Annotated in this window: 22 protein-coding genes and 1 pseudogene; 10 read left to right on the forward strand and 13 right to left on the reverse strand. The window is 68.6% G+C overall.

Annotated features, from left to right (window positions below; all coding sequences use genetic code 11):
- Window position 1: 1 nt before the first annotated feature.
- Window positions 2-2584, reverse strand: coding sequence for a cation-translocating P-type ATPase (locus tag MCHLDSM_RS26670; RefSeq protein ID WP_048472709.1), 2583 nt, complete (start codon window positions 2582-2584; stop codon window positions 2-4).
- 197 nt (window positions 2585-2781) lie between these two features.
- Between MCHLDSM_RS26670 and MCHLDSM_RS26675 the strand changes: the two genes are divergently transcribed.
- From MCHLDSM_RS26675 to MCHLDSM_RS26685, 3 genes are read left to right on the forward strand one after another with little or no spacing between them, the layout of a single operon-like run.
- On the forward strand, window positions 2782-3384 hold the full coding sequence (locus tag MCHLDSM_RS26675; protein ID WP_201780405.1) for a helix-turn-helix domain-containing protein: 603 nt from the start codon (window positions 2782-2784) through the stop codon (window positions 3382-3384).
- Window positions 3377-4123 (forward strand): B3/B4 domain-containing protein, encoded by a 747-nt coding sequence (locus MCHLDSM_RS26680; RefSeq protein ID WP_201780406.1) that lies wholly within the window; start codon window positions 3377-3379, stop codon window positions 4121-4123. Before MCHLDSM_RS26675 ends, MCHLDSM_RS26680 begins: the two co-directional genes overlap by 8 nt.
- Window positions 4117-4782 (forward strand): FMN-binding negative transcriptional regulator, encoded by a 666-nt coding sequence (locus tag MCHLDSM_RS26685; RefSeq protein ID WP_048472711.1) that lies wholly within the window; start codon window positions 4117-4119, stop codon window positions 4780-4782. Before MCHLDSM_RS26680 ends, MCHLDSM_RS26685 begins: the two co-directional genes overlap by 7 nt.
- 10 nt (window positions 4783-4792) lie before the next feature.
- On the opposite strand, the gene MCHLDSM_RS26690 is transcribed toward MCHLDSM_RS26685, so the two are convergent.
- From MCHLDSM_RS26690 to MCHLDSM_RS26740, 11 genes and pseudogenes are all read right to left on the reverse strand, one after another.
- Window positions 4793-5797 (reverse strand): LacI family DNA-binding transcriptional regulator, encoded by a 1005-nt coding sequence (locus tag MCHLDSM_RS26690; RefSeq protein ID WP_048472712.1) that lies wholly within the window; start codon window positions 5795-5797, stop codon window positions 4793-4795.
- Between the two features lie 29 nt (window positions 5798-5826).
- A pseudogene (locus MCHLDSM_RS26695) lies at window positions 5827-7068 on the reverse strand (alpha-hydroxy acid oxidase).
- The gene (locus tag MCHLDSM_RS26700; RefSeq protein ID WP_048472713.1) at window positions 7059-8531 is read right to left on the reverse strand and encodes a rhamnulokinase; all 1473 of its coding nucleotides are present in this window, start codon (window positions 8529-8531) and stop codon (window positions 7059-7061) included. The pseudogene MCHLDSM_RS26695 and the gene MCHLDSM_RS26700 overlap by 10 nt, the downstream one beginning before the upstream one ends.
- Complete coding sequence (locus MCHLDSM_RS26705; RefSeq protein ID WP_048472714.1) at window positions 8528-10570, reverse strand: bifunctional rhamnulose-1-phosphate aldolase/short-chain dehydrogenase; 2043 nt, start codon at window positions 10568-10570, stop codon at window positions 8528-8530. Before MCHLDSM_RS26705 ends, MCHLDSM_RS26700 begins: the two co-directional genes overlap by 4 nt.
- A gap of 2 nt (window positions 10571-10572) precedes the next feature.
- A complete protein-coding gene (rhaI, locus tag MCHLDSM_RS26710) occupies window positions 10573-11718 on the reverse strand; it encodes an L-rhamnose isomerase (protein ID WP_048472715.1) in 1146 nt (381 codons plus the stop codon).
- An 8-nt stretch (window positions 11719-11726) separates the two neighbouring features.
- Complete coding sequence (locus MCHLDSM_RS26715) at window positions 11727-13046, reverse strand: MFS transporter (protein WP_048472716.1); 1320 nt, start codon at window positions 13044-13046, stop codon at window positions 11727-11729.
- 33 nt (window positions 13047-13079) lie between these two features.
- Entirely contained in the window at window positions 13080-13424 is a 345-nt protein-coding gene (locus MCHLDSM_RS26720; RefSeq protein ID WP_048472717.1) for an L-rhamnose mutarotase, read from the reverse strand.
- 149 nt (window positions 13425-13573) lie between these two features.
- A complete protein-coding gene (locus MCHLDSM_RS26725; protein ID WP_048472718.1) occupies window positions 13574-13996 on the reverse strand; it encodes a PPOX class F420-dependent oxidoreductase in 423 nt (140 codons plus the stop codon).
- A gap of 51 nt (window positions 13997-14047) precedes the next feature.
- The gene (locus MCHLDSM_RS26730; RefSeq protein ID WP_048472719.1) at window positions 14048-14449 is read right to left on the reverse strand and encodes a GlcG/HbpS family heme-binding protein; all 402 of its coding nucleotides are present in this window, start codon (window positions 14447-14449) and stop codon (window positions 14048-14050) included.
- A 71-nt stretch (window positions 14450-14520) separates the two neighbouring features.
- Window positions 14521-15429 (reverse strand): MBL fold metallo-hydrolase, encoded by a 909-nt coding sequence (locus MCHLDSM_RS26735; protein WP_234714199.1) that lies wholly within the window; start codon window positions 15427-15429, stop codon window positions 14521-14523.
- Between the two features lie 116 nt (window positions 15430-15545).
- A complete protein-coding gene (locus MCHLDSM_RS26740) occupies window positions 15546-16304 on the reverse strand; it encodes a DUF1906 domain-containing protein (protein WP_048472721.1) in 759 nt (252 codons plus the stop codon).
- A gap of 56 nt (window positions 16305-16360) precedes the next feature.
- On the opposite strand from MCHLDSM_RS26740, the gene MCHLDSM_RS26745 reads away from it, so the two are divergent.
- The 7 genes from MCHLDSM_RS26745 (at window position 16361) to MCHLDSM_RS26775 (ending at window position 24558) form a co-directional block, all read left to right on the forward strand.
- Window positions 16361-17827 (forward strand): serine hydrolase domain-containing protein, encoded by a 1467-nt coding sequence (locus tag MCHLDSM_RS26745; RefSeq protein ID WP_234714200.1) that lies wholly within the window; start codon window positions 16361-16363, stop codon window positions 17825-17827.
- Between the two features lie 1000 nt (window positions 17828-18827).
- Window positions 18828-20135 carry a PE-PPE domain-containing protein gene (locus tag MCHLDSM_RS26750; RefSeq protein WP_048472722.1) on the forward strand — a complete coding sequence of 436 codons (1308 nt, stop codon included), beginning with the start codon at window positions 18828-18830 and terminating at the stop codon, window positions 20133-20135.
- An 85-nt stretch (window positions 20136-20220) separates the two neighbouring features.
- Window positions 20221-21018: a ribosome hibernation promotion factor gene (locus tag MCHLDSM_RS26755; RefSeq protein ID WP_048472723.1), complete on the forward strand. Its 798-nt coding sequence runs from the start codon at window positions 20221-20223 to the stop codon at window positions 21016-21018.
- Between the two features lie 138 nt (window positions 21019-21156).
- Window positions 21157-22071 (forward strand): universal stress protein, encoded by a 915-nt coding sequence (locus MCHLDSM_RS26760; RefSeq protein ID WP_048473012.1) that lies wholly within the window; start codon window positions 21157-21159, stop codon window positions 22069-22071.
- Between the two features lie 117 nt (window positions 22072-22188).
- Window positions 22189-23181 carry an Acg family FMN-binding oxidoreductase gene (locus tag MCHLDSM_RS26765; protein WP_048472724.1) on the forward strand — a complete coding sequence of 331 codons (993 nt, stop codon included), beginning with the start codon at window positions 22189-22191 and terminating at the stop codon, window positions 23179-23181.
- A 24-nt stretch (window positions 23182-23205) separates the two neighbouring features.
- Window positions 23206-23793: an Rv1733c family protein gene (locus tag MCHLDSM_RS26770; protein WP_048472725.1), complete on the forward strand. Its 588-nt coding sequence runs from the start codon at window positions 23206-23208 to the stop codon at window positions 23791-23793.
- Window positions 23794-23796: 3 nt separating this feature from the next.
- Window positions 23797-24558 (forward strand): universal stress protein, encoded by a 762-nt coding sequence (locus MCHLDSM_RS26775; protein ID WP_234714201.1) that lies wholly within the window; start codon window positions 23797-23799, stop codon window positions 24556-24558.
- Here the strand turns inward: MCHLDSM_RS26775 and MCHLDSM_RS26780 are convergent.
- Window positions 24522-25367, reverse strand: coding sequence for a universal stress protein (locus tag MCHLDSM_RS26780; RefSeq protein ID WP_048472726.1), 846 nt, complete (start codon window positions 25365-25367; stop codon window positions 24522-24524). The two genes, MCHLDSM_RS26775 and MCHLDSM_RS26780, sit on opposite strands and share 37 nt — an antisense overlap.
- Window position 25368 lies beyond the last annotated feature (1 nt).

Here is a 25368-nt window from a genome sequence, read left to right on the forward strand (position 1 = left end):
GTCACCGCGTTCCATCCGCGGCGATGGACGGTGTGGGTTGCTGGGCCGCCGCGATCTTGTAGATCTCGAACCAGGCGACCGCGACGGTTCCGGCGCCGACCGCGATGCACCATTCGCTCGGCGTGAGCGCGCCGAAGTTGAACAGGGACCGCAGCGCCGGGATCGTCAGCGTCGCGACCAGCAGCAGCGTGGCCCCGCCGAGAATCCACTTGAGCGTCGGGTTGCGACGTTGACGGAACGTCTGCCACACCGATAACCGCCAGGATCGATTCACCAGGATCAGCGCCAGATTTCCGACGACGAGCGCGGCGAAGGTCGCCGAGCGCGTCACCGAGTCGGGCCTGTCGGTGAGCACGGCCCACACGTACACCGCTGCGGTACCGACGAGAAGCGAAAGCCCCTGCAGTGCAGCGATTCCGAGAACTCTGGCGCTGAACATCGGGGCCGTCGGGTCACGTGGCGGTGCGTCCATGATCGTCGGATCGATCTGCTCGGCCTCGAAGACCACCGAACAGGCGGGATCGATGATCAGTTCGAGAAAGGCGATCTGGACCGGCAGCAGGACCAGTGGCCAATCCGTGACGAACAGCGGGATCAGCGACATACCGACGATCGGAAGGTGCACGGCGATCACGTAGGCCATCGCTTTGCGAAGGTTGTCGAAGATCCCGCGCCCTTGGCGCACTCCGCCCACGATCGAGCTGAAGTCGTCATCGGTGATCACCAACGCGGCCGATTCGCGAGCCACATCGGTGCCGTGCGCACCCATGGCGATGCCGATGTCGGCCGCCCGCAGCGCAGGAGCGTCGTTGACCCCGTCTCCGGTCATCCCGACCACCTCGCCGTTGGACTGCAGCGCCCGCACCAGTTGAAGTTTCTGCTCGGGCACCATCCGCGCGAACACACTGACCGAACGAACGCGGTCGGCCAATTCCTGCTCGGAGAGCTTTTCCAGTTCACGTCCGGTGATACAGCCGGCGGTGTGGTCGAGACCGATGTCGCGCGCGATCGCCAGCGCCGTGCCCGGATAGTCTCCGGTGATCATGATCGTCCGGATCCTCGCCCGGCGACACTCCGCAACGGCGTCGGCGACGCCCGGTCTGATCGGGTCCTGCAGCCCGACCAGGCCCAGCAGCTCGAAGTCGAAGTCGTGGGGTCCGGCGGGTAGCGTTCTCGCGCTGTCGAACTGCGCGCGCGCCACCGCCAGTACCCGATAACCGTCGGCGGTTGCCACCTCGACCTGGTCGGTCAGCGCGGTGAGCCGTTGAGGGTCGAGATGACACAGGTCTGCGATGGCTTCGGGGGCGCCCTTGGCGGCGATGACGTAGTGGCCGCCGTCGGGGGAGCGCCACACGTGCGACAGGGCCAACAACCTGTCCGACAGGGGGTATTCACGGACGAGTTGCCAGTTCTCGTGCAGATGTGATGTGCCCGAGAGATAGGTGTCGCCCAGCTCCCTGAATGCCTTGTCCATCGGGTCGAACGGATCGACCGGTGAAGCGAGCACCGACATCTCCGCGATGGTGTGGAACTTCTCGGGCAACGGTGCCGAGTCACACGTGTGGGTCTGACCGTCGACGATCAAGGTGCGAACCGTCATCCTGTTCAAGGTCAGCGTTCCGGTCTTGTCCACGCACAGCACCGTGGCCGATCCCAGTGTCTCGATGACCGGAGGGCGGCGGGTGAGCACATTCATCTTCGACATGCGCCAGGCGCCGACAGCCATGAAGACCGTCAGCACCACCGGAAACTCTTCGGGCAGCAAGGCCATCGCGGTCGCGATACCGGCGAGCGTCCCGGCGAGCCAATTGCCACGAGTCAGCCCGTAGATGATGACGACGGCTACCGCCGCGGCGATCCCGAGTGCGGCGAGAATGCCGACCAGCCGGTCGATTTCGCGCTGCAGTGCGGTCCGCTCGGGTTCGATGGTCCTGAGCGCCGCACCGATCCTTCCCAGTTCGGTGCCGGCACCGGTGCCCTTGGCGACCGCCACGCCGTGGCCCTTGACGACCAGCGTGCCCGAGAACACCCAGGGCGTCGCATCGCCGCCCGGTCGGCCCATCGCAGCACCCCGTTCGGAACGCTCGACGGCGACCTTCCGCACCGGCACCGACTCCCCGGTGAGCGCCGACTCGTCGACGGAGAAGCTCGCGCAGTCCACCAGGACGGCGTCGGCCGGTACCCGGTCGCCTTCGGCCAACATGAGCAGATCGCCGCGTACCACGTCTTTACCGGCGACGCGCTTCTGCATTCCGTCGCGCACGACCAGCGCCCGTGGTGACGACAGATCACGCAGCGCCGCCAGCGCCTTTCCCGTCTTGTGCTCCTGGTAGATCGAGATGGCGACGACCACGACGACGAATGCCATCAACAACGCACCGTCCAGTGGCTCCGCCAGCAGGAAGTTGACCCCGCCGGCGGCGAGGAGCAGCAACAGCATCGGCTGGCGCACAACATCCCAGGCTTCGCGAAGGAGGTTCCGGCGCATCGCGGTCGGCAATTCATTGGGTCCGTCCACAGCCAGCTGACGAGCTGCCTGCTCCTCTGTCAGCCCGAGATCGGCGACCTCGACCTCTACCGACATCGGGGGTGACCCCGCGAACCGATCGTGATGACCATCGACTACCTCCCCAGTGACCGACCACCCCCAGTCGATCCTCCGCACCGCCGACCCAGGTAGAGCCGAAAGTCATGGTGGCTGGTGACCGCCGGCCGGATTCGTGCGACGACCGCCGGACGATCTGACGCAGAGTGCACTTTCAGTGCGCTATGCTGCACTGCGTGGACGAGGTGGCGGCGAAACTCGCGACGGCGATCGGTGCGCGGGTCCGGCAGGAGCGGCAGCGGCGCGGGTGGACGCTGGATCAGCTCGCCGGTGCCGCGTCGGTGAGCCGGCGCATGGTCGTCAGCGTGGAGCAGGGCGCGGTGAATCCCAGTGTGGGAACCCTGCTTCGGCTCAGCGACGCACTCGGGGTGGGCCTGCCGGCCCTCGTGGAACCGCCGGAGCCGAAGGCGGTGAAGGTGACCCGCCGCGGCGACGGAGCGGAACTGTGGACCGGAACCCACGGCGGACGTGGCATGCTCGTCGCCGGAACGTCGCGACCGCACGTGGTCGAGATGTGGGACTGGACGCTCGGACCCGGCGACCGCCACACCAGCGAGGCGCACGTCGCCGGGACCCAGGAACTGCTCACCGTGGTGGACGGACCGATCAGCGTCGAGGTGGAGGGACAGGCGACGGTGCTGGACACCGGCGACGCGATCGCGTTTCCCGGCGACGTCGACCATGGCTACGTCAACACCGGAACGGAGATCGCGAGGTTTGTCCTCACCGTCTTCGAACCCGGAGTCGGAAGCGCAGCCGGGGACGCCCGTCGTGGCTGAGGATTCGATGCTCAGCGAGGCCGTGGAGCGCGCGCACGTCGACGACGCGGTGTTCGATCTGCGGCCCGACTACCGGGCGGTGCTGATCGCCGCCGGGGGCGTGGCGCCGGGTCCCAGCGATCCGATCAGCGAGGCGCTCCTCGAAGAGGCGGAATCTGTGGCGCGCGAGCGGCTCGGCGACCAACCGGTGGAGGGGATTGCGCACATCGCGGCGTGGCGGGAGGCCTTCCGCGCGTTCGGCGCCAAACCGCAGCGCACCCGCACCAGCGTGGAGGCACTGACCCGACGCGTGGCCACCGGACTTCCCCGGGTGAACCGCCTGACCGACATCTACAACGCCGTATCGGTCAAGCACCAGCTCCCCATTGGGGGAGAGGACCTTTCGCGGTACGTCGGACCGCCGCGGCTGATCCGGGCCACCGGCGCGGAGCCGTTCGACACCGTCGCCGGCGGCGCCGACGTCGTCGAGCACCCCGACGCCGGCGAGGTGGTGTGGTGCGATGACCGCGGAGTGACGTGCCGGCGCTGGAACTGGCGGCAGGCCCGCCGCACGCAGTTGAGCGAAGACACCACCACCGCGCTGTTCATCTTCGACGCCCTGAACCCGATGACGGACACCGAACTGCGGGCCGCCGTCGACGAACTCGACGAGCACCTGCATCGACTCGGCCCCGCCGTCACGACCGTGCGGCGTCTCCTTTCCCGACCCTCCGACCCGCAGAAAGACCGACCATGCTGATACACCCGTGGGACGCGTCGCTGGACGCCGCCGAATGGCAGGAATGGCTCGCCACGACGGACCGCTTCGGCGTCCTCGCCGTCAACAACATCGACCCGTCGCAGGCGCCGGTGCTGATCCCGATGCACTTCACCCTCGCCCGTGACGAGTTGCTCGTCCACCTCGCGCGGCCCAACCCGGTGTGGCGGCACCTCGACGCCGCCGCCGAGGTCCGCCTCGCGGTGATCGGTGACTACGCCTACATCCCGACCTACTGGCGGGCCAAGGCGGGCGGCCCGGACGAGGACGGCGTTCCGACGAGCTACTACGCGAGCGTCCAGTTCGTCTGCCGGCCAACGATTGTCGACGACGCCGACGGAAAGGCCGAGATCCTGAACACCCAACTGGCCGACTTCCAGCCCGAGGGCCGACACGCAGAGGTGGCCGTCGACGAACCGCCGTACGGCCGCATGCTGAGCGGGATCCGTGGTGTCCGGCTGGCGATCGTGAGCGTCGACGCGAAGTTCAAGTACGACGACCGCAATCCCGTCGACCATCGCCAGCGCGTCAGCGACCAACTCGAGCGGCGGGGCCGCGGGCTCGACGCCGCCGTCGCGGGGCAGCAGCGGCGACGGTTGGCCGCGATCGGTGAATGGGACGACTTCCGCCGGCGTCCGTGACACCCCGGGGTCAGGCGACGGTGCTCTGCCGGACGACGAGTTCGGGCACGAAGACGGGATGGGCCGGTGCCCGATCCTCGGCGCCGGCCGCGGCCATCAGCAGGTCGACGGCCGTCGCACCGATGAGCGCGGTGGGCTGGTGGATCGATGACAGCGGCACCACCGCCGACTGGGCGAAGTCGATGTCGTCGTATCCGATGAGGGCGACGTCCTCGGGCACCCGCAGTGCCCCGAGCATCGTGAACGCCTGCAGCACACCGATGGCCACCAGATCATTGGCGCAGAACACCCCGTCGGGGCGGTCGGCGGCGGGGCGCCGACGAAGCTCCTCCCCGACGGTGCGTCCGGCCAGCACGCTCAACGTCGTCGTCTCGATCACCTCGAGGCGTGCGCCGGGTACCTGGTCGACGGCCTTCTCAGCGCCGCGTCGGCGATCGCGTACCTGTCGCAACGACGCCGGTCCTCCGACGAACGCGATGCGTCGACGCCCGATGTCGAGCAGGTGCGCGGTGGCCAGGCAGCCTCCCGCCACGTCGTCGACGGCCACGGAGTCGAACTGCGTTCCGGTGCCGTCCCGGTCGACGAGGACGACCGGGGTGCCTCGACGGCGCAGCGCTTCGAGGCGGTCGAGATCTTCACCGACCGGGGACACCATCAATCCGAACACCCGCTGCTCGGTGAAGATGTCGATGTAGGCCCGCTCCTTCGTGCCGTCGCCGTCGGACGTGCCCAGCAGCACCGTCAACTGGTGCGCCGCCGCCTGCTGCTCGGCGGCGCGGGCGACGTCGGTGAAGAACGGGTTGCCGATGTCGAGGACCACCAGACCTGCGCACCGCGACCGGCCTGCCTTGAGTTGGCGCGCAGCGTCGTTGCGCACGAAGCCGAGCCGGTCGATCGCCTCCTGCACCCGGGCCACCGTGGCGGGTGACACCTTCTCCGGTGCGTTGAGCACGTTGGACACGGTGCCGAGCGATACCGACGCCGCGTTGGCGACGTCCCGCATGCTCACGGCCATGGGTACATCACACCAGATCGCCTATGCCCTCACGGGCGGGCACGCGGCACCCATCGCTGGAACTGGGTCACATGACCGGGTTCGAGTTCGTCCACCGAGGACACCCCGAGCAGGCGCATGGTGCGGGCGATCTGTTCGGCCAGGATCGTCACCGCCCGGTCGACACCGGCTTCTCCACCGGCCATGAGCCCGTAGGGGTACGCCCGGCCGACAAGGGTGAAGCGCGCCCCGAGTGCCAGGGATGCGACGATGTCGGCGCCGGACATGATGCCCGTGTCGAGGATGATCTCCGTCCGGTCACCCACCGCCGCAGCCACCCTCGGCAGCAGATGGAAAGGTACCGGGGCTCTGTCCAATTGGCGGCCGCCGTGGTTGGACAGCACGATGCCGTCGACACCGAGGTCGGCCACCGCGACGGCGTCGTCGAGGGTCTGGATGCCCTTGACCACCAGCTTTCCGGGCCACTGGGATTTGATCCACGCCAGGTCGTCGAAGGTGACGCTCGGGTCGAACATGGTGTCGAGGAGTTCGGCGACGGTTCCCGACCACCGGTCCAGGGAGGCGAACGCCAAGGGTTCGGTGGTCAGGAAGTCGAACCACCAGTGGGGTCGGGGAATCGCGTCGAGCACCGTCTTGGCGGTGAGCGCGGGCGGAATCGACATGCCGTTGCGCTTGTCCCGCAGGCGTGCTCCGGCGACCGGCACGTCGACGGTCACCAGCATCGTGTCGAAGCCCGCGGCCGCCGCTCGCTCCACGAGGGCCATCGACCTGTCGCGGTCCTTCCACATGTACAGCTGAAACCAATTGCGACCGTGCGGGTTCGCAGCCTTGACGTCTTCGATGGACGCCGTGCCCATGGTGGACAGAGCAAAGGGGATGCCGGCGCGGGCGGCGGCGCGGGCACCGGCGTACTCGCCTTCGGTCTGCATCATCCGGGTGAACCCCGTGGGTGCGATGCCGAACGGCAGCTCCGACCGGCCGCCGAGAATGGCGCAGCTGGTGTCGACCTTCGACACGTCACGCAGGATTGCCGGATGGAATTAGATGTCCCGGAACGCCTGTCTCGCGCGCGCGATCGACAGTTCGGCTTCGGCGGACCCGTCGGTGTAGTCGAACGCGGCCCTGGGGGTGCGACGCTTGGCGACCGCGCGCAGGTCCTCGATGGTCAGGGCTTTGGCGAGCCGCCGTCGCCGTGCGTCGAACTCTGGCTTCTTGAACTGCATCAACGGAGCGAGATCCTTGACGCGGGGAACGCGGCGTTTCACTGCGATGCCTTTCCAGCCCCGATGATCGTTCGGGGCTTGTCTCGGGATGCGCGGGGGAGGTAGCGCTGGGCGGGGAAGCTCGCGCCCACGCGGTGCCGCAGGCTCTCCAGGTCGCCGGTGATGAGCCCGTGGGCCCTGGCGGTGATCAGCACGTTGCCCAACGCGGTGGCCTCCACGGGGCCGGCGAGCACCGGCATGCCCAGCCGGTCGGCGGTGAGCTGGCACAGCAGGCGGTTCTGCGAGCCGCCGCCGACGATGTGCGCTGTGCGCACCGGGACACCGGACAGCTCGGATGCGCGGCGCACACCCTCGGCGAACGCCGCGGCGAGGCTCTCGATGATGGCCCGAATCAGCTCCGGCTTCGTCATCGGGACGACCAGCCCCCGCTCGTCGTACCAGTCACGGATCCGGGCCGGTATGTCGCCGGGCGGTGCGAACCGGGGGTCGGCGGTGTCGAAGACGTCGAACCCACCGGGCACGTCGGCGGCCTGAGCGAGGAGTTCCGACAGGTCGGCGCGGTGGCCGTCGCGCTCGAACTGGCGCAGCGTCTCGCTGAGCAGCCACAGCCCCATGACGTTGTGCAGGTAGCGGATGCGGCCGTCGGCACCTGCCTCATTGGTGAAGTTCGCCTGCCGGCTCGCCTCGCTGAGCACCGGGCTCGTCAGCTCGACTCCCACCAGAGCCCATGTCCCGCAGGAGATGTACGCCGCTGACGAAGCGTCCATGGGGATCGCCGCGACCGCCGACGCGGTGTCGTGGGACGCGGTCGTGGTCACCGAGGTCGCCGTGTCGAGACCGTAGGCGTCCGCGATCTCGGTCAGCACCGGGCCCAGCGGGGTGCCCGGATCGACGACGCCGGGAAACAGGTCGGAGGGCACCCCGAGCAGCTCGCACAGCTCGCTGTCCCACCGCCCGTCGGTGTCGAGCAGCCCGGTGGTCGATGCGTTCGTGCGCTCGGTGACCTGACGGCCGGTGAGCCAGTAGCCGATGAGGTCGGGGATGAGCAGGGCACGGTCAGCGAGATCCAGCGCGCCGCTGAGCCGCTCGGCGGCGAGCTGGTAGAGCGTCGTGAACGGCAGGAACTGTATCCCGTTGCGCCGGTACAGCTCTGACGGATCGATCTGTCCGTGCACGGCGGTGACGCCATCGGCGCAGCGGTCGTCGCGGTAGTGATGGGGCAGGCCCACCAATGCACCGTCGCGCAACAATCCGTAGTCGACAGCCCAGGAGTCCACGGCGACGGCGACCAGGTGGTCCGAGTGCCGGGCGGCCTCGCCGAGACCGGCGCATGCCTGCCCGAACAGTCCGGGAACGTCCCAGTGCAGGGCGGTGCGGTGACCGTTCCACAGGTGTACCGGGTCGTTGGGGAAGCGGATCACCTGCTCGAGTTCGATGCGCTGGTCGCCGATGTCGGCCAGCATCACCCGGCCGCTGCTGGCGCCCAGGTCGATCGCGGCGACCTGGCTCATCTGAGGAAGGCCGCGGCGACGCCGGCGTCGACGGGTACGTGCAGACCCGTGGTGTGCGAGAAATCCGAGGTGCACAGGGCGAAGGCGGCGTTGGCGATGTTCTCCGGAAGGACCTCGCGTTTCAACAGGGTCCGCTGCGCGTAGAACTCGCCCAGGTCCTCCTCGGCGACGCCGTAGACCGCGGCGCGCTTGGCGCCCCAGCCGCCGGCGAAGATGCCCGAGCCGCGGACCACACCGTCGGGGTTGATGCCGTTGACCTTGACGCCGTACTCGCCGAGCTCGGCGGCGAGCAACCGGACCTGATGGGCCTGATCGGCTTTCGTCGCGGAATAGGCGATGTTGTTGGGGCCGGCGAACACCGAGTTCTTCGACGAGATGTAGATGATGTCCCCGCCGAGATTCTGGTCGATCAGCGCGCGGGCGGCGGCTTTGGACACCAGGAACGAGCCGCGCGCCATCACGTTGTGCTGGAGGTCCCAGTCGGCGGCGGTGGTGTCCAGCAGCGACTTCGACAGCGACAGACCGGCGTTGTTGACGACGATGTCGACGCCGCCGAACGCGAGCACCGTGGCGTCGACGGCGGCCTGGACCGCCGCCTCGTCGGTGACATCGGCGGCGATACCGATCGCGACGTCGCTGCCGCCGATCTCCTGTGCGGCGGCCTCGGCTTTCCCGGCGTCCAGGTCGGCGATCACCACGCAGGCGCCCTCGGCGGCGAGCCGGGTCGCGATCGCCTTCCCGATCCCCGACGCCGCACCGGTCACCAGCGCGATGCGGGTCGCGAGCGGCTTGGGCTTCGGCATCCGCTGCAGCTTGGCTTCCTCGAGCGCCCAGTACTCGATGCGGAACTTCTCGGACTCGTCGATCGGTGCGTAGGTCGACACCGCCTCGGCGCCGCGCATCACGTTGATCGCGTTGAGGTAGAACTCTCCGGCGACCCGCGCGGTCTGCTTGTCCTTGCCGTAGCTGAACATGCCGACCCCGGGAATCAGGATGATCGCCGGGTCGGCGCCGCGCATCGCCGGGCTGTCGGCGCTCGCGTAGCGCTCGTAATAGGCCCGGTAGTCCTCCCGGTACGCCTCGTGCAGTTCGGCGAGGCGGTCCTTGCACTCCTCGACGGACGCGTCGGCGGGCAGGTCGAGCACGAGGGGTTTGACCTTGGTGCGCAGGAAGTGATCGGGGCAGCTGGTGCCCAGTGCAGCCAGCCGCGGATGCTCGGCGGCGGCGAGGAACTCCAACACCGTTGGGGTGTCGGTGAAGTGGCCGACCTGAGCCTTGTCCGTGGATGCCAGACCGCGCAGGAACGGTGCCAGCGCGGCGGCCTTCGCCCGGCGGTCCGATTCGGGCAGTGCGCGATAGCCGGGTAGTTCGGCGCCGAAGGGCTGGTCTCTGCCGTTGGCGGCGATGAACTCTTCGGCGGTACGGATGATCTGCAGCGAGTTCGCTTCGGCCTGTGCTGAGGTGTCGCCCCACGCGGTGATGCCGTGACCCCCGAGGATGCACCCGATGGCCTGCGGGTTGCGACGCTTGATCTCGGCGATGTCCAACCCGAGTTGGAAGCCCGGCCGGCGCCACGGCACCCACACCACGCGGTCACCGAAGATCTTCTGCGTGAGGGATTCTCCGTCGGCGGCGGTGGCGAGCGCGATGCCGGAGTCGGGATGCAGGTGATCGACGTGGGCGGCATCGACCAGGCCGTGCATCGCGGTGTCGATCGACGGAGCCGCCCCGCCCTTGCCGTGCAGGCAGTAGTCGAACGCGGCGACCATCTCGTCCTCGCGCTCCACGCCGGGATACACGTCGACCAGCGCGCGCATCCGGTCCAGGCGCAGCACGGCCAGGCCCTGCTCGGTGAGCGTGCCCAAGTCACCGCCCGAACCTTTCACCCAGAGCAGGTCGACGTCCTGACCCGTCACCGGGTCGGTACCGGTGCCCTTGGCGGAGGTGTTGCCGCCGGCGTAGTTGGTGTTGCGCGAATCCGATCCGAGCCGGTTCGACCGCGCGATGAGTTCTGCGACGGTGTCGGGTGTCGTCGTCATGGTCATGCTCCCCACGAGGATTGAGTTCCGCCGACACGCTCGGCGGCGATGCGGGTCTGGTAGCCGCTGGCGCGGAACGCGGCCAACGGGTCTTCGGGCAGTCCGCGTTCGGCGCGACGCCGCGCGAGCGCGGGCCGCACGTCGGTATAGAACGCGTCCATCAGTATCGCGTTGGCGCCCAACACGTCTCCGTCGTCCTGGGCGGCGCGCAGTGCCTCGGTGTCGACGAGCAAGGCCCGAGCCGCCATCTCCTCCACGTTCATGACGGAGCGGATCTGGCCGGGGATCTTCTCCTCGACGTTGTGGCACTGGTCGAGCATGAAAGCGACCGGCGAGTCGCTGTCCAGGGCACCGCCGCGGACGACCTCGAACATGATGCGGAACAGCTGGAACGGGTCGGCCGCACCCACGATCAGGTCGTCGTCCGCGTAGAACCGGGAGTTGAAGTCGAACGACCCGAGCTTGGCGAGCCGCAGCAGCTGGGCGACGATGAACTCGATGTTGGTGCCGGGAGCGTGGTGGCCCGTGTCGAGGCACACCATCGCCCGCTCCCCGAGCGCGGACACGTGGGCGTAGGACGTGCCCCAGTCCGGCACATCGGTCATGTACATCGCGGGTTCGAAGAACTTGTACTCCAACACCAGTCGCTGTTCCGGCCCGATGTGCTGGTAGATCGTGGCCAGTGACTCGGCCAGCCGGTCCTGCCGGGCGCGGATGTCGCCCTGGCCGGGATAGTTGGTGCCGTCGGCGAGCCAGACCTTCAGGTCCCGCGAGCCGGTCCGGTTCATCACCTCGATGCAGTCCAGGTGATGATCGATGGCCTTCTGCCGGATCGTCTTGTCGGAGTGCGTCAGGCTGCCGAACTTGAAGTCGTCGTCCTGGAAGGTGTTCGAGTTGATCGTTCCCAGGCGGACACCGAGATCTTGCGCGTAGGCCGAGAGCGCGGTGTAGTCGTCGACGCGGTCCCACGGGATGTGCAGGGCGACGGTCGGGGCCAGGCCGGTGAGGCGGTGGACCTGCGCCGCGTCGGCGATCTTCTCCCGGACGTCGCGGGGGGTTCCGGGCGTGCCGAACACCTTGAATCGGGTGCCGGAGTTACCGAACGCCCAGGAGGGAAGTTCGATGTGGAGGTTGTCGAGCAGTGTCATCGTTGTCCTCAGGCGGTCGCGGTGGACGAGGTGGTCGCGGTGGGGCTGATCGGCGAGCCGTAGCGCTCGGTCTCGATCTGCTGCAGCGTCTTGCCCTGTGTCTTCGGGGCCCAGATGGCGCCGATGATCAGTGCGATGGTGAGCAGTCCGACCAACAGCACACCGACCCAGGTCAGCCCGATCACGGCGAGCATCGTCGGGAAGAAGTAGCTCAGCAGCCCGGTGGCGGTGCGCACGACGAAGAACATGGTGCCCTGGGCGCTGGCGCGGTAGGGCGTGGCGAAAAGCTCACTGGCCCAGAGGCTGTAGAACGCCTGGGCGCCGATACCCGATGACACACCCCACAGGACCGCGAAGATGAGCATGGTGGCGATGCCGCTGTCGGTGAACGCCACCAGCACGATCCAGCCGGCGATGCCGAGTGCGGCGCCGAAGCTGTAGAGCGCCCGCTGGGACACCCGGTCGGCATACCGCATGAAGCCGAAATACGTTGCGGCGACGGTGCACCCCCACACCAGGACCTGCAGGAGGTTCTGTTGCACCGGGCTGTGCAGTCCGGCGGTGTCGTAGACGCGGGGCATGAAGATGCCGGCCTGTCCGGCGACGGTGTTCCAGAACAGGTAGATGCCGCCGAGGAAGAGCAGGGCGGTGATGTTGACCCTGCGGGAGAACAGTCCTCGCAGCCCGCGGACGCCGACCGACGACGTGAGCTCACGGCTTTCGTTGACGGCCTCGTCGGCCCAGATCTGCGACTCCGCGAGTCCCTGCCGGACCCACCACACGATCGCCGCGACCACGAACAGGTGCAGGAAGATCAACCGCGAACCGAGCAACTCCAGCGGTGCCAGCGCAGCGGCCAGCGCGAATCCGATGAACGGGCCCACCGACCACGCCAATTGCGCGGTGCCGACGTGTTTGGCGCGCTCGACCGACGGAGCCTGCTCGGCGATGTAGGTCCACGACGCGGGAACCCCGGCACCGACGGCGATGCCGGTGATCACAAAGGCGGCCAGCAGCATCGTGAAGTTGGCGGCGAAGGCCGCCAACAGCACGCCGACCATGTAGACCAGCAGGTCGTAGGTGTAGATCGCCTTGCGGCCGAACCGGTCGCACAGGGGTCCGCCGAGGATCGCGCCGATGGCGGCACCGAAGGCGTTGGCGCTCAACGCCGCCAGCAGACCGACGGCGAAGTTGCTGATGCCGAAGGCGGCCTGCCAGAAGCCCAGGCTGGTGGCGATCGCGATGATGGAGCCGGCCTCGATGTAGTTCGACATGGCGACGGCGATGGTGGCTCGCCAGCCGGTCGTGGAGTGCGCTCCGATTTTCATGGTGTGTCCTCGGGGGTGGTTGATGGGCGGCGGTCAGGCCAGGTGGAAGTACTCGGTCAGGCGATGGCGGATGACGTCGGGATTCGAGTCGCCGTCGCCGGATGCCGACTGGAAGTACTCCGACATCCGGGCCTGCCACCGGTCGTTGACCGCGGTGCTCTCGATCTGCGCGCTGGCGAGCGCGAAGTCCGGGGTCTCGAGGTAGCCCACGACCATGCCGTCGTCCGGGCGCAGAAACAGTGAGTAGTTCTGCCATCCGGCGGCGCGGAGCGCATCGAGCATCTCCGGCCACACGACGTCGTGGGCCGCCAGGTAGTCGTCCACCCGCTCCGGCTTGAGGTGCATGACGAAGCACACCCGCTGCACAGGGTCGGTCATGGAGATCCCCTCACGTACGACATAATGAAACGTTTCAATTTGTGATAGGGGTTACATTACGACGGTCGAGTGGGGGAGTCAACCCCCCCGAGGTTGGCGGCTGATCTCGCCGAAATGAGAGTGTGGCGCCGGTTCTTTCGGCGTGGGGTCTACTGCCGGCCGTCGGGCTGGTCGTTGTTCTTCTGCGATCCCCAGCCGTGGACGCGGTCGACAGCGATCAGCGCGCTGACGCGCGGCCTGTCTCGCTGCGGATACTCCTGGCCGGTGTAGTGCCGGGACAGCGCGTCGATGTCGGCGAGACCCTCGTCGTCATACATCCGAACCACGTGGCCGATCAGCGTGACGTGCGTGTACCAGTCGCCGTCGTCGATGACCGTCAGCGAGACCCGGGGATCTTTCTCCATGTGCTTGAGGCGCACCCGCGCGCGATCCATGTTGACCAGGATCTGGTCGTCCCGCAGCAGGTACCACGTCGCCGCCGACACCGGTTGGCCGTCGGAGCGAACCGTGGCGATCACCGCGGGGTTGGCCTTGGCGAGCATCTCCTTGGCGGAATCTGACAGCGGCGACATGGCGACGTCCTCTCGATCGATATGGCGATGGCATCGCTATACCCGCAGCGCTCAGGTCAGACACTCCAGCGCCGCCACGGCGCATGCCTCGTCGTCGGCGGCGCTCGCCCCGCTGACCCCGACTCCGCCGACGACGGTTCCCTCGACCGTGATGGGCACACCGCCGCCGAAGATGACGAACCGGCCACCGCCGTTGGCGTGCAGGCCGAACAGTTCTCCGCCCGGCGCGGCCAGCGTGGCGAGTTCGGAGGTGGCGATGCGATTGGAGACCGCGGTGTACGCCTTGTCCACTGCCAGCACGGGTCCGGCGATCTCCGCGCCGTCCATCCGGCCGAACGCCACCAGGTTGCCGCCGGCGTCCACCACGGCGGCGGAGACCACAATCGATCGGCGTTCGGCTTCGGCGTGCGCGGCGGCGATCATGCGCAGTGCCGTGGCGAGATCGACGGTCATCGGGACACCATAGCGCCGCCGACCGCCTCCGGCCGCCCGTCGGACAGCTCTCCGAATCGACTGGGTGGGAGTCAGTAGTCCCACATCGAGGGGACGCACCGGAAGACGTCGCCGGCCGCAGCCACCCGGCAGATCGACGGGAACGGCAGGTGGGTGGCGATCAACGACTCCCCGGTCGCCGCGAGCTCCCGCAGCAGGCGCACCCGCACCCGCGCCGCCTCGTCCGGGTCGTGTTCGAATCCGTTGTGCCACTGCGGGTTGTCGAAGCCCGGGGCGAAAACCGCGTCGCCGGCGAATGTCAGCCGCTCCCCGCGGGACTCCAGGCGCACGATGCTGTGCCCGGGGGTGTGCCCGCCCGTGCGGGAGATGAGGACACCCGGTGCCACCTCGTACTCGTTCTCGAAAGTGCGCAGCTTTCCCCGATATTCGTTGAGGAACCGCGCGGCCACGGAGCGCAGCACCTCGGGTACCGGCTCCGGCATCACCGTGCGGGTGAAGTCGGGCGCCTCCCAGAACTCGGCTTCCGCCGCCGCCGCATGGATGCGCACGTCAGGCCGCAGGCTGGCCTTGAGTCCGTCGGCGAGCAGACCTCCGACGTGATCCATGTGCATGTGGGTGAGCACGACGTCGGTCACTGCCGACGGATCGATGCCGGCGGCGTGCAGACGCGTCGCCATCTGGCCGGCCCGCGGGAAACCCGGAAACTCCAGCCCCAATCCGGCGTCGACGAGGATGGTGCGGCCGCCGCTGCGTACCACCACCACGTTGAGGGCCCAGTCGAGCACGTCGGGCGGCAGGAACATGTCGGCCAGCCAACCGGCCAACTCGGGCGGCGGGGCGTTGGTGGCCAGTGTCGACGCGGTGATCGGGAGCACCCCGTCGCTGATGACGAGCACGTCGATGTCACCGACCTGCAGTGCGTACCGGGACGGTACCAACTCGTCGAGTGCCGACCCACCACGGTGAGAGATGTTGTCCACGATCTTCCTTCCAGACGATTGACGGCGCGCACAGTGCGTTCCGTGCCCGGAAACGCGAGCAGATGCGCCGAGTCATCCCCGGAGGTCGGCGCGACACCGCACCGGGCATGCACCGGTTACCGCGTCAGGTCCCACTGCCCGAAGTCAGCGGCGAGGACATCGTCGGTGTCCACATGGATGTCCCCGATCAGCGGACCCGGCGTCGACGCGGTGTTGACCGCGCTCTGGTAGAGCACCGCCGCGGGTTCGCGGGCGCCCTGTGACCACGCCTTGGTCTGCCATGCCCAGCGGTGACCCGGGCTCGTGGAATACCCGATCACCCCGTCGCCGATCGCCCATCCGCATGCCAACGCGTGACCGTAGATACCGGTGCGTTGGACACCCAGCACCGACCCGATGCCCCGAAACCACTCCACTGCAACGCTTTTCCAGGTCTGCGAGTCGATGTCCTCGTCGACACTGAAGAAGATCGGCGCCGTGTCGGGTCCGCCCGCGGCGCCGTGCAGACGTAGGGCGGTCTGCGCATCGGCCACTCCGCCCGCATACCCGCGGGTGAAGTCCGATGGCGTGGGCCACCCGGGCTTGCCGTACTGGTAGCAGCTGACCACCTGCAGACCGGCCGCGCGCATCGCGTCGGCGTACTCCCGGGTGACCGGTTTGAAGTCGAAGTCGGCACCGGGCCGTACCTCTGAGACGTACACCAGCGCCCCCGCGTAGCCGGCCGCCTTGATCTGCTCCGGCGCGACCAACCGCTCCGTGAAGTCGATCAGCTGGGAGGATGCGGCCGACGCGCTCGGGGCGAGCGGGACGGGCACGGTCAACAGCAGAGGGGTCGCCGCGGCGAATCGCAGAGCCTGCCGCCGCGAGATCGTCATCCCGGCGATGGTAGGCGTTGTTGCCCGTTCGCGTCTCCGTTGGCACCCTCGATGAGGTGCCTCCCGGTTCCTCCGCCCTCCGCGCCACCTCTTGGCTGCGGGTGGCGGCCGTGCTGGGAGCCGCGGTGGTGACCCTCGCGGCGCCGTCGCCGCCGGGGGTGGAGGCCCGCGCGGCGGCCATCCGGACTCCGCACACCGTGCCCGTACACCCGCAACCCGACCGTCCCACTGCCGACATGCCTGCGGTCTCCGCGCTCGTCGACGGCGCGATCGCCGCACGCCGGCTCCCCGGTGCCGTGGTGCTCGTCGGCCACGACGGCCGGGTGGTGTTCCGGAAGGCGTACGGCGTGCGCACGCTCCCCGGCGAACCGGGGGTTGACGGAAAACCGGCGGCCGCCGATCCGATGACCGAGGACACCGTCTTCGACCTGGCGTCGCTGACGAAGGTCCTCGCGACCGCGACGGCGGTCATGCAGCTCTGCGAACGCGACGCCGTGCGCCTCGACGCCCCGGTGCAGACCTATCTGCCCGCCTTCAATCCCACGCATGATCCGCAACGCGCGCGGGTCACGCTGCGCATGCTTCTCACCCACACCTCGGGTGAACCGGGCGACGTCGACCTCGACGACCGCTGGGGACTGGCGCGGGCAGACAAGGCGGAGGGCCTCCGGCGCGCCCTGTCGGCGCCGCTGGAATCGGCTCCCGGCATCGGATTCCGGTACTCCGACATCAACTTCCTCGTGCTCGGCGCGCTGATCGAGACCGTCACCGGCGAGTCGGAGGACGTCTACGTGCAGCGGCATGTGTTCGCGCCGCTGAGCATGACCGACAGCCGCTATCTGCCCACCCAGGGTCCGTCGGCGCGCAACACGAGCCTGCTGGCGCGCATCGCACCCACCCGCCACGACGAGGAGAGCGAGCGGGATCCCGCGGCGAATCCGCACTTCGGGCAGCTCTTGCGCGGGGTCGTCGACGACCCCACGGCCCGCCGCATGGGCGGTGTGGCCGGGCACGCCGGCGTGTTCTCCACCGCGCGCGACGTCGGCCTGTTCGCGCAGGCCCTTCTCGACAGGCTCGCCGGCCGGGAGAGCGCCTTCCCGCTCTCGCAGGCGACTCTGCAAGCGATGACAGCGCCCGCGCAGCCCGGCCACTCGCCGCAGCAACTCGTGGATGCCATGCGCGCAGATCGCCAAAGGCCGCTCGCAGCAACGTCTTCCGTCGACCGATTGCTGGCTCCGCGCTATCCGGCCATTCGGGGGCAGAACCTGCGCGGCCTCGGCTGGGACATCGACACCGGCTATTCGGTGCCGCGCGGCGCCGTTTTCGGTGTGGGCAGCTTCGGCCACACGGGTTTCACCGGCACGTCGCTGTGGATCGACCCCGCGTCGGACACATACGTGGTGGTTCTCTCCAACGCGGTCCACGCCCCGGGTAGTCCGCCGATCTCGAGGCTCGCCGGCCAGATCGCCACGCAGGTGGCCCGGGCGCTGGGCGTCGACGGGGAGGGTCCGCGGCGACCGTGAACACGCGGCCGGCGTGTCACGTCGAGCCGACAAGCCGGTAGAGCTTCACCGAGACAGCTGAAAGCCAGATCCACACCCAGATCACAGCCACCGTGAATGCCGCGATCGCCACGGAACCTGCACCCGTCAACAAGGCCCCTGAAAGCAGCTGCGAACGCGGTGACGGTGATCCGCGAAAACCAGGCCCAGAAAGGAAGATTCATTCGCGCGAAGCAGACGGCCACAACGTAACCCGCTCCGACCAGGCACAGGAAGCCCGATTTCGAAGACACGCGCGGTGGGGACATGCGGGGTCCGCAGCCCGAAGACGTGGGCGATCGTGGCCAGTCGGCCCGGAGCCGACTGTGGAAAGGCATCGGGGGTGTACGGCGTCGCGTCGTAATCGGCGCGCAGCCGCTCCGTGCCGATCGAAAGTGGCTCCGATCGTGGTGTCACCGGGTTCTCCTGCCCTGGTCGAGAAATCGGCAACCTATAGCGCGAGGCTTGACGCCACGAGAACGACAGGTGAACGACCGCGGGCGTGGGCTCGGCGAGCGGCGCACCAGCACCGGCGCTGCCGGCCCTGTTGCATGCCCGCAGGCGTGGGTATGCGCCGCCGGATGCGGTGGGCTAGTTTGCTGATCGCCTTCCCATCCTTCGGATGCGTCAATTCGGCAAGGGTGCTCTCTCGGCTACGACCCATGTCACCACATCGATCGGGGCGGACCGCGCCCGCGTTCGATGATCTTGTGCTAAGAGATGAACGAAGCCGGAGGAGTGTTTAGCCGGGATGCCGGTCAATTGACGTTTGTCGCTAATTGCGAATCGGTATGAGCTGATCAGATGGCATGACTTCCTGGATGCCCATCGATGTCGGCGCCGCTACCGCGGTCCATTGGATTTGCCGAACGTGTGGCGATCCTGAAATTAGCATTTGCTGAGCGCGATCCGGAACCGGCTTCTATGCTGCTGTTGCCGGATCTTCGGCGAACCCCATTCACTGCGTCGGCCGGGAGATTTCATGCGAACGAGAATGCGCAGAGCCGGCGTTGCCTGCGGGGCGTTCCTGGCAACGGTCGGCATGGCGTTCTCAGTGGCAACCTCCGCGGGTGCGAGCAGCTCAGCGCTGGTGATCGGCGGCATCGCGACGCCCTCACTCAGCGACATCGTGATGGCAGAACTGCTCGGCGGAACACTCAAGGGTCAGCCTCGGGTGAGCGTGAACTGGCCCGCACAGGCCGCGCCCTACACCGGAAGCAACGACCTCACCCTCGGTGCGTCCATCAACGTCGGCATCACCAACCTCAACGCCCAGATCGACGCGGCGCTGGGCCGGCTCGGCACCGACGCCAACGGTCGACCGATCAACGGGGAGAAGGTGACCGTGGTCGGGTTGTCCGCCGGCTCCCTCGTCGTCAACGAGGTCCTGCGCCAGATGGACGCCGATCCCGACGCGCCCGACAAGAACGAGATCACCTTCATCGTGGTCGCCGATTCCAGCCGGCAATCGCTGATCGACAAGGCCCGATACGATCCGCGCTTCGACTACACCTATCAGCCCGCACCGGAGACCAAGTACGACATCATCGTCGTCACCGGCGAGTACGACGGGATGGCGGACTTCCCCGACCGGTGGTGGAACCTTCTCGCCGTCGCCAACGCCGTGGCAGGGTCGATCTTCGTCCACGTGCCCGTGATGTTCGCCGACCTGTCCAAGGTGCCGGCGGAGAACATCGACGTGGACGTGAACTCCAAGGGCGGCAACACAACTCACTATCTGGTGCCCACCGAGAAATTGCCGCTGGTGCGACTGTTCCCCTCCCTGGCGTCCCGCGAGGCGGAACTCAAAGCCACGATCGACGCCGGATACAGCCGCAACGATCCCGCGCCCGCCAGCAAGCTGAGCTCACTGGTGGCCAGCTCTCCCGCGGCTGCCGGTGAACCGGCGCCGCAGGCCGACGCGCAGACGCCGTCGGTCGAGACGGAGCAGCCCGTCGAGCCGACGGCCGACGCGACTGAGGAGTCTCCCGGGACGGCGGCCGACGAATCCGCTCCCGACGACGAGACCACATCCGACGACCAGACGACCCCCGCCGAAGACACCACGTCCGACGACCAGGCTGCGATCGACACCGACGGTGGCTCCGCCGAGGACGGAGCCGACTCCGACGCCCACGCCGACGAGGACCCGGCCGACACCGCGGGCACCCCCGCCGGTGACGCAACCGCACCCACCGATCTGATCGGTTCGGCGACGTCTCACTCCGCCGGCTCCGACGACTCCTCGACGGGCACAGACCTTCCCGAGGCGACCAAGACCGCGTCCTGACCGGCGCCGTGCATGGACTGATTGCCAACGCACGCTGTGACTTTTGGCCCTAACTGCACTGCGCCGGGCGACGTAGCAAGGACGTATGAGCAACGGAGTTCACGTCCCCGAGATCATCGACGTCGATGTCACCACCCGCGGTGATCTGCCCGGCGCTGCCGACTACGCGCGGAAGAAGATCGGGGAGCTGGGGCGGCTCTCGCACCGTCCGGTGCTCTACGCCCGCGTGAAACTGAGCAGGCACCACGATCCCGCGGTAGAGTCGCCAGTTGTCGCGCAGGCCAATCTCGATGTCAACGGCCGGCCGGTCCGCGCGCAAGTGCATGCCGCCACCGCACACGAGGCGATCGATCTGCTCGAGGCGCGCCTGAAGCGCCGGCTCGAACACGTCGCAGAACACTTCGAGGTGCGTCGGGGAGACCGGCTCGACGGCAAGCGGTCCTGGCGGCACGAGTCGCGGCCGGCCCAGCGGCTCAACCACTTTCCGCGAGCCACCGAGCGGCGCGTCATCCGGCGGAAATCGTTCACCATGACACCCTGCACCATCGACGATGCGATCGCCGAGATGGAGCTGCTGGACTACGACTTCCACCTGTTCACCGAGAAGGGCTCCGGTGTCGTCGGGGTGCTCTACCGCAGCGAACCCTCCGGATATCGGCTGGCGCTGGTGGCCCCCTCAGTGGCCGACGAGCTCGCCCCGTTCTCCCACGCCGTGACCGTCAGCCCCCACCCGCCGCCGTGCCTTCGCGAGCAGGACGCCCCCGAGCGGCTGCGCCTGCTGGGATTGCCGTTCCTGTTCTTCATCGACGCCGCCGCCGGCCGCGCCGGTGTCCTCTACCACCGCTACGACGGTCACTTCGGCCTGGTCACCCCGGCAGGATGACCGCACCGAATCTCAGCAGAGGTGAGGGACTTTCGGCCCTCCACAGGTGACCAACGCCCCGCGAGCCGTCCGGCCGGAATCCCTAGCGTGGAGCCATCGGGTCCGGATCTCGCCGGCGCCGCGGGCAAGGAGGAAGAGATGACATCGACACCGTCGGTTCACCACAGTTCTCAGTCAGGGGCCGGTCACTACGGCATCGTCGTCGCCGTGGACGGGTCACCCGCCTCGCGCGCGGCCGCGGAATGGGCCGCCCGCGACGCGGCGCTGCGCCACCTGCCGCTGGCGATCGTGCACGTTCAGCCGTCGGAGGACATCGGGCCCTGGCTGGACCTGCCGATCACCGACGACTACCTCGCCGATCTCGACCGCCAGGCGGCCAAGGTCGTCGCCGACACCCGCGAGGTCGTCACCGCAGCGCTGGCTGATCACCGGCCGGTCCGTGTGGAGCAGCGGGTGCTGTCCGGGCCCAAGATGCCCGCGCTGATCGACATGAGCAAGGACGCCGAGATGATGGTCGTCGGGTGTCGCGGCCTGGGCGGGCTGCAGGGAATGCTGCTCGGTTCGACCAGTTCGGCACTGGCCCACCACGCGCACTGTCCGGTGGCGATCGTGCACGAGGAGGAACCGGTCCTCTACCGCAACGACGCGCCGGTGGCCGTCGGCATCGACGGCTCCCCGGCGAGCGAACTCGCGACCGCGATCGCCTTCGACGAGGCATCACGGCGCGGTGTGGGCCTGTTGGCCATCCACACCTGGATGAACAGCGGTGATTTCTACGTCGACGTGCCCCGCGAGGATCTGGCTCAGCAGGCCGATGAGGAACTCGCCCAACGTCTCGCCGGCTGGTGCGAGCGCTATCCCGACGTCAAGGTCCGGCGCATCGTCGGTCAGGACAACCCCGCCCACCACCTCGTCGAGGAATCGCGCCATGCGCAACTGCTGATCGTCGGCAGTCACGGCCGGGGCGGATTCGCCGGCCTGCTCCTCGGCTCGGTCAGCTGGACGGTCGCCCAGGCAGCGCGCATCCCGGTCATCGTGGCCCGACGGTCCTGAGCCGGTTGAGCCCGCAAGTCACCAGCGTTCCGGGTCTTTAGACCCTCTTCACGGCGACGGCGAAACGACATCCTGAAACAAACCGGATCCATGTTCAGCCAGGGGGCTTCGACACCGATGAGTTCGCACTTCCCGGACGCCGAGACGCTGCGGTCAGCCCTGATGCTGGCCGTGCGGGCTCCCTCGGTGCACAACTCCCAGCCGTGGGACTGGCGGGTCGGTGAGCGCAGCCTCCATCTGTACGCCAATCCCGATCTGGCGCTTCCGCATACCGACCCCGATGCCCGCGACCTGATGCTCAGTTGCGGTGCGTCCCTGAACCACGCGCAGATCGCGTTGGCCGCGCTGGGCTGGCAGGTCAAGGTGCACCGCTTCCCCAACCCCGCCGAGCCGCACCACCTCGCCGTCCTCGAACTGCACCGATACCCGCCGGCCGAGATGGACATCGCACTGGCCGCGGCGATTCCGCGGCGGCGCACCGACCGCCGCAACTACAGCTCGTGGCCGGTACCGAAGGGCGACATCGCGATGATGGGCGCGCGGGCGGCACGTGCGGGAGTGATGTTGCGCCAGTTCGATGAACTGACCACGCTCAAGCGCCGCGTGATGGATGCCGAGTGGCGACACAACAACGATCCCGGTTATCTCGCCGAACTGGCTACGTGGAGCGGACGGTACGGGTCCACCGCCGGCGTGCCCGCCCGCAGTGCGCCCCGCCCGGATCCGGCTGCGGTGATCCCCGCCCGGTCTTTCGCGGGGGCGGCGCTGAAGCAGCCCGATGACACCGAACCGGCGCAGGACAACGCGGCGGTCATCGCACTCGGCACCGTTGCCGACGACCGGGTGTCGCGGCTGCGGGCAGGAGAGGCAACGAGTCTCGTGCTGCTGACCGCCACCGCGGCGGGTCTGGCCAGCTGCCCGATCACCGGACCGCTGGAGATCCCCGACATCCGTGCGGCGGTGGGGGAGGACGTGTTCGGTTCGGAGGGTCACGCGCAGATGTTGCTGCGGATCGGGTGGGCGCCCGTCAACGCCGATCCGCTACCCAGTACGCCGCGCCGCCCGCTGGGTGAGGTGGTCACCCGGCTCGACGGCCACCCCTTGGACTAGCCGGGATCGCGATACGGAGACACCATGCACACCAACACCTTCGGTCTCAGCGTCTGGACGAAACGGCTCCTGGCCCATCACCCGCTGGTGCGTCTCAGCGACCGCGTCGAGGCGGCGTGCCTCCTGTTCATCGTGGTGATCGCCCTGCTGGCCGTGCCCGTTGCCGGAGCGGCGGGAACAGCCGTGCACGACGACCTGTCCCACACCTTCGCCACCCAGCGTGCCGAGCGGCGGCAGATCGAGGCGATCGTGACCCGTGACAGCCGGGCGACCGCGCAGGCCTATGACAACCCGTACCTGTCGCCCGTCCAGTGGCAGTTCAACGGCGCCAGCCGCACCGACGAGATGCGCACCGCCAAGCTGAAAACCGGCGACCACGTGACGATCTGGGTCGACAAGGCCGGCAACCGCCGGGCCGCACCCCCGACCGACCGCGATGCCGCCGTCCAAGCGGTGATCGCCGCAATGTCGGTGTGGTCGCTGGCGGTGGGGCTGGCCGTCGCCGGATGGGCGGTGCTGCGGATGCGGCTCGATCGAAGTCGCTACGCCGACTGGGACACCGAACTCGGCGGGCTCGCCGACAACGGCGGCCGCACCAACAACAACGCCTGAGCCGTGTCCGACTCCCTGCCGCCCAGCGAGGGACTCGCCGTCGTCGTCGGTGTCGACGGCTCGCGCGCAGCGCTGAACGCCGTCCGATGGGCGGCCGCCGAAGCGGTGGACCGCGACCTGCCTCTGCGCATCGTGCATGTGGTGGCCTCGGGCGGCGCGCCTGACGACGGTGCCGCCGACGCGGCACTCCTGGCGGCCCAGGACGCTGCCGTGATGAGCACGGAAAGAGTTCGCGCTCAGCGGGTCCAGATCATCGGGCGGCCAGAGGACATCCTGCTCCAGGAGTCGCGACATGCGGCGATGGTGTGTATCGGCGCGAGGCCGCGCCGGGCCGCGGACGAACCGGTCGTCGGGCGCGTGGCGACCGCCTTGGCGCGGGCCTCGGCGTGCCCGGTGGCGGTCATCCGCAGCCGGACCGACGGGACCGCGCACACCGACGGGGTGATCTCGGTGGTGCTGTCCGACGACGTCGGTAACGACGACGTCGTCCACCTGGCGATGCACGAGGGCCGGCTCCGGGGGCGCGTGGTACGGCAGATCGACCGGCGCGCCGACAGCTGGGTGCGACGCTATCCCGACGTCCACGTCGAGACGGTCGCGGCCGGTTCAGGTCACCAGTTCGGCTGGGAGACAGACGGTCACGGCGACGTCGGCCTGGCCGTGGTGGGGACGGCCGACGCGGATGCACTGCCAACTCTGACGATGCCGAACTGCCACCCGATTCTGGGCTACCCCAACTGCTCGCTGCTGCTGGTGCGGCAGTGAGGTTCGCACAACAGCACATCGAAGCCGAGGTCGCCGGGCATGCCCTGCTGGGGCGGGCCGACCAGTTCGGCGATGGCGTCGGCGCGCTCATGGGGAACCACCACGAGCCGGATCGAGCGGACATGGCGGGCGAGATAGTTGACGAAGCTGCCGGGCACCGCGACAGCCTGGATGTCCAAGCCCGGGAAGCGCACGCGCCATGTGATCAGTCGGCGATCGAGTCGACGTCGCGCGAGCCGGTTCCCGTCGGCGACCGCGCCCGCATCGTGGATGTCGGTGTAGCGCGACGGCCATGTGGTGACCACCCGCAGCGCGCAGCGCCTCAGCAGAGCCTCCTCCACGCCGCGCCGTAGCGCCACGTCCGTGGCCGGGTCTTCGCCGACTTCGACCACCACGAAGCCCGGTTCGCGTCCGGCGGGGTGGATGATCGCCAACGGGCACTGTGCCGAGGTCGCCAGTGCCGCCGCGGTCGACCCCATCCGGGTCAGACCTCCGTGCGTGAGGCCGACCGAGCCGACGCACAGCATCTGCGCCTGCCGGGACGCATCCTCGAGCGCGCGGACCGCCGGGTCGCGAACGATCTCGGCTTCCAGCTTGACGGGCCGGTCGGTGGCGTCGACGCGCGCGCACGCCGCCCGTACCGCGTTCTCCGCAGCGGCCAGTTGGTGCGCCGACTCGTTCGGAGACAGAGCGAACACCAGCCGTAGCGGGATGTCGCGGCTCACGGCCTCGTCGACCGCCCACACGGCGGCGTCGATGGCCGAGTCCGAGCCGTCGATACCGACGACGACGGCCGCCGATGTCGCCATG

Source organism: Mycolicibacterium chlorophenolicum (genome assembly GCF_001044235.1).
GTDB classification, from domain to species: domain Bacteria; phylum Actinomycetota; class Actinomycetes; order Mycobacteriales; family Mycobacteriaceae; genus Mycobacterium; species Mycobacterium chlorophenolicum.

What these genes read in the sequence shown, in the direction of transcription:
- MCHLDSM_RS26685 (WP_048472711.1), top strand. Translation starts at nt 4,117, where the DNA reads ATGCTGATACACCCGTGGGACGCGTCGCTGGACGCCGCCGAATGGCAG.
- MCHLDSM_RS26725 (WP_048472718.1), bottom strand. Translation starts at nt 13,996, where the DNA reads ATGTCGCCGCTGTCAGATTCCGCCAAGGAGATGCTCGCCAAGGCCAAC.
- MCHLDSM_RS26730 (WP_048472719.1), bottom strand. Translation starts at nt 14,449, where the DNA reads ATGACCGTCGATCTCGCCACGGCACTGCGCATGATCGCCGCCGCGCAC.
- rhaI (WP_048472715.1), bottom strand. Translation starts at nt 11,718, where the DNA reads ATGACACTGCTCGACAACCTCCACATCGAACTTCCCTCCTGGGCGTTC.
- MCHLDSM_RS26720 (WP_048472717.1), bottom strand. Translation starts at nt 13,424, where the DNA reads ATGACCGACCCTGTGCAGCGGGTGTGCTTCGTCATGCACCTCAAGCCG.
- MCHLDSM_RS26765 (WP_048472724.1), top strand. Translation starts at nt 22,189, where the DNA reads ATGAGTTCGCACTTCCCGGACGCCGAGACGCTGCGGTCAGCCCTGATG.
- MCHLDSM_RS26740 (WP_048472721.1), bottom strand. Translation starts at nt 16,304, where the DNA reads ATGACGATCTCGCGGCGGCAGGCTCTGCGATTCGCCGCGGCGACCCCT.
- MCHLDSM_RS26715 (WP_048472716.1), bottom strand. Translation starts at nt 13,046, where the DNA reads ATGAAAATCGGAGCGCACTCCACGACCGGCTGGCGAGCCACCATCGCC.
- MCHLDSM_RS26670 (WP_048472709.1), bottom strand. Translation starts at nt 2,584, where the DNA reads ATGTCGGTAGAGGTCGAGGTCGCCGATCTCGGGCTGACAGAGGAGCAG.
- MCHLDSM_RS26780 (WP_048472726.1), bottom strand. Translation starts at nt 25,367, where the DNA reads ATGGCGACATCGGCGGCCGTCGTCGTCGGTATCGACGGCTCGGACTCG.
- MCHLDSM_RS26690 (WP_048472712.1), bottom strand. Translation starts at nt 5,797, where the DNA reads ATGGCCGTGAGCATGCGGGACGTCGCCAACGCGGCGTCGGTATCGCTC.
- MCHLDSM_RS26755 (WP_048472723.1), top strand. Translation starts at nt 20,221, where the DNA reads ATGAGCAACGGAGTTCACGTCCCCGAGATCATCGACGTCGATGTCACC.
- MCHLDSM_RS26760 (WP_048473012.1), top strand. Translation starts at nt 21,157, where the DNA reads ATGACATCGACACCGTCGGTTCACCACAGTTCTCAGTCAGGGGCCGGT.
- MCHLDSM_RS26750 (WP_048472722.1), top strand. Translation starts at nt 18,828, where the DNA reads ATGCGAACGAGAATGCGCAGAGCCGGCGTTGCCTGCGGGGCGTTCCTG.
- MCHLDSM_RS26770 (WP_048472725.1), top strand. Translation starts at nt 23,206, where the DNA reads ATGCACACCAACACCTTCGGTCTCAGCGTCTGGACGAAACGGCTCCTG.
- MCHLDSM_RS26705 (WP_048472714.1), bottom strand. Translation starts at nt 10,570, where the DNA reads ATGACGACGACACCCGACACCGTCGCAGAACTCATCGCGCGGTCGAAC.
- MCHLDSM_RS26700 (WP_048472713.1), bottom strand. Translation starts at nt 8,531, where the DNA reads ATGAGCCAGGTCGCCGCGATCGACCTGGGCGCCAGCAGCGGCCGGGTG.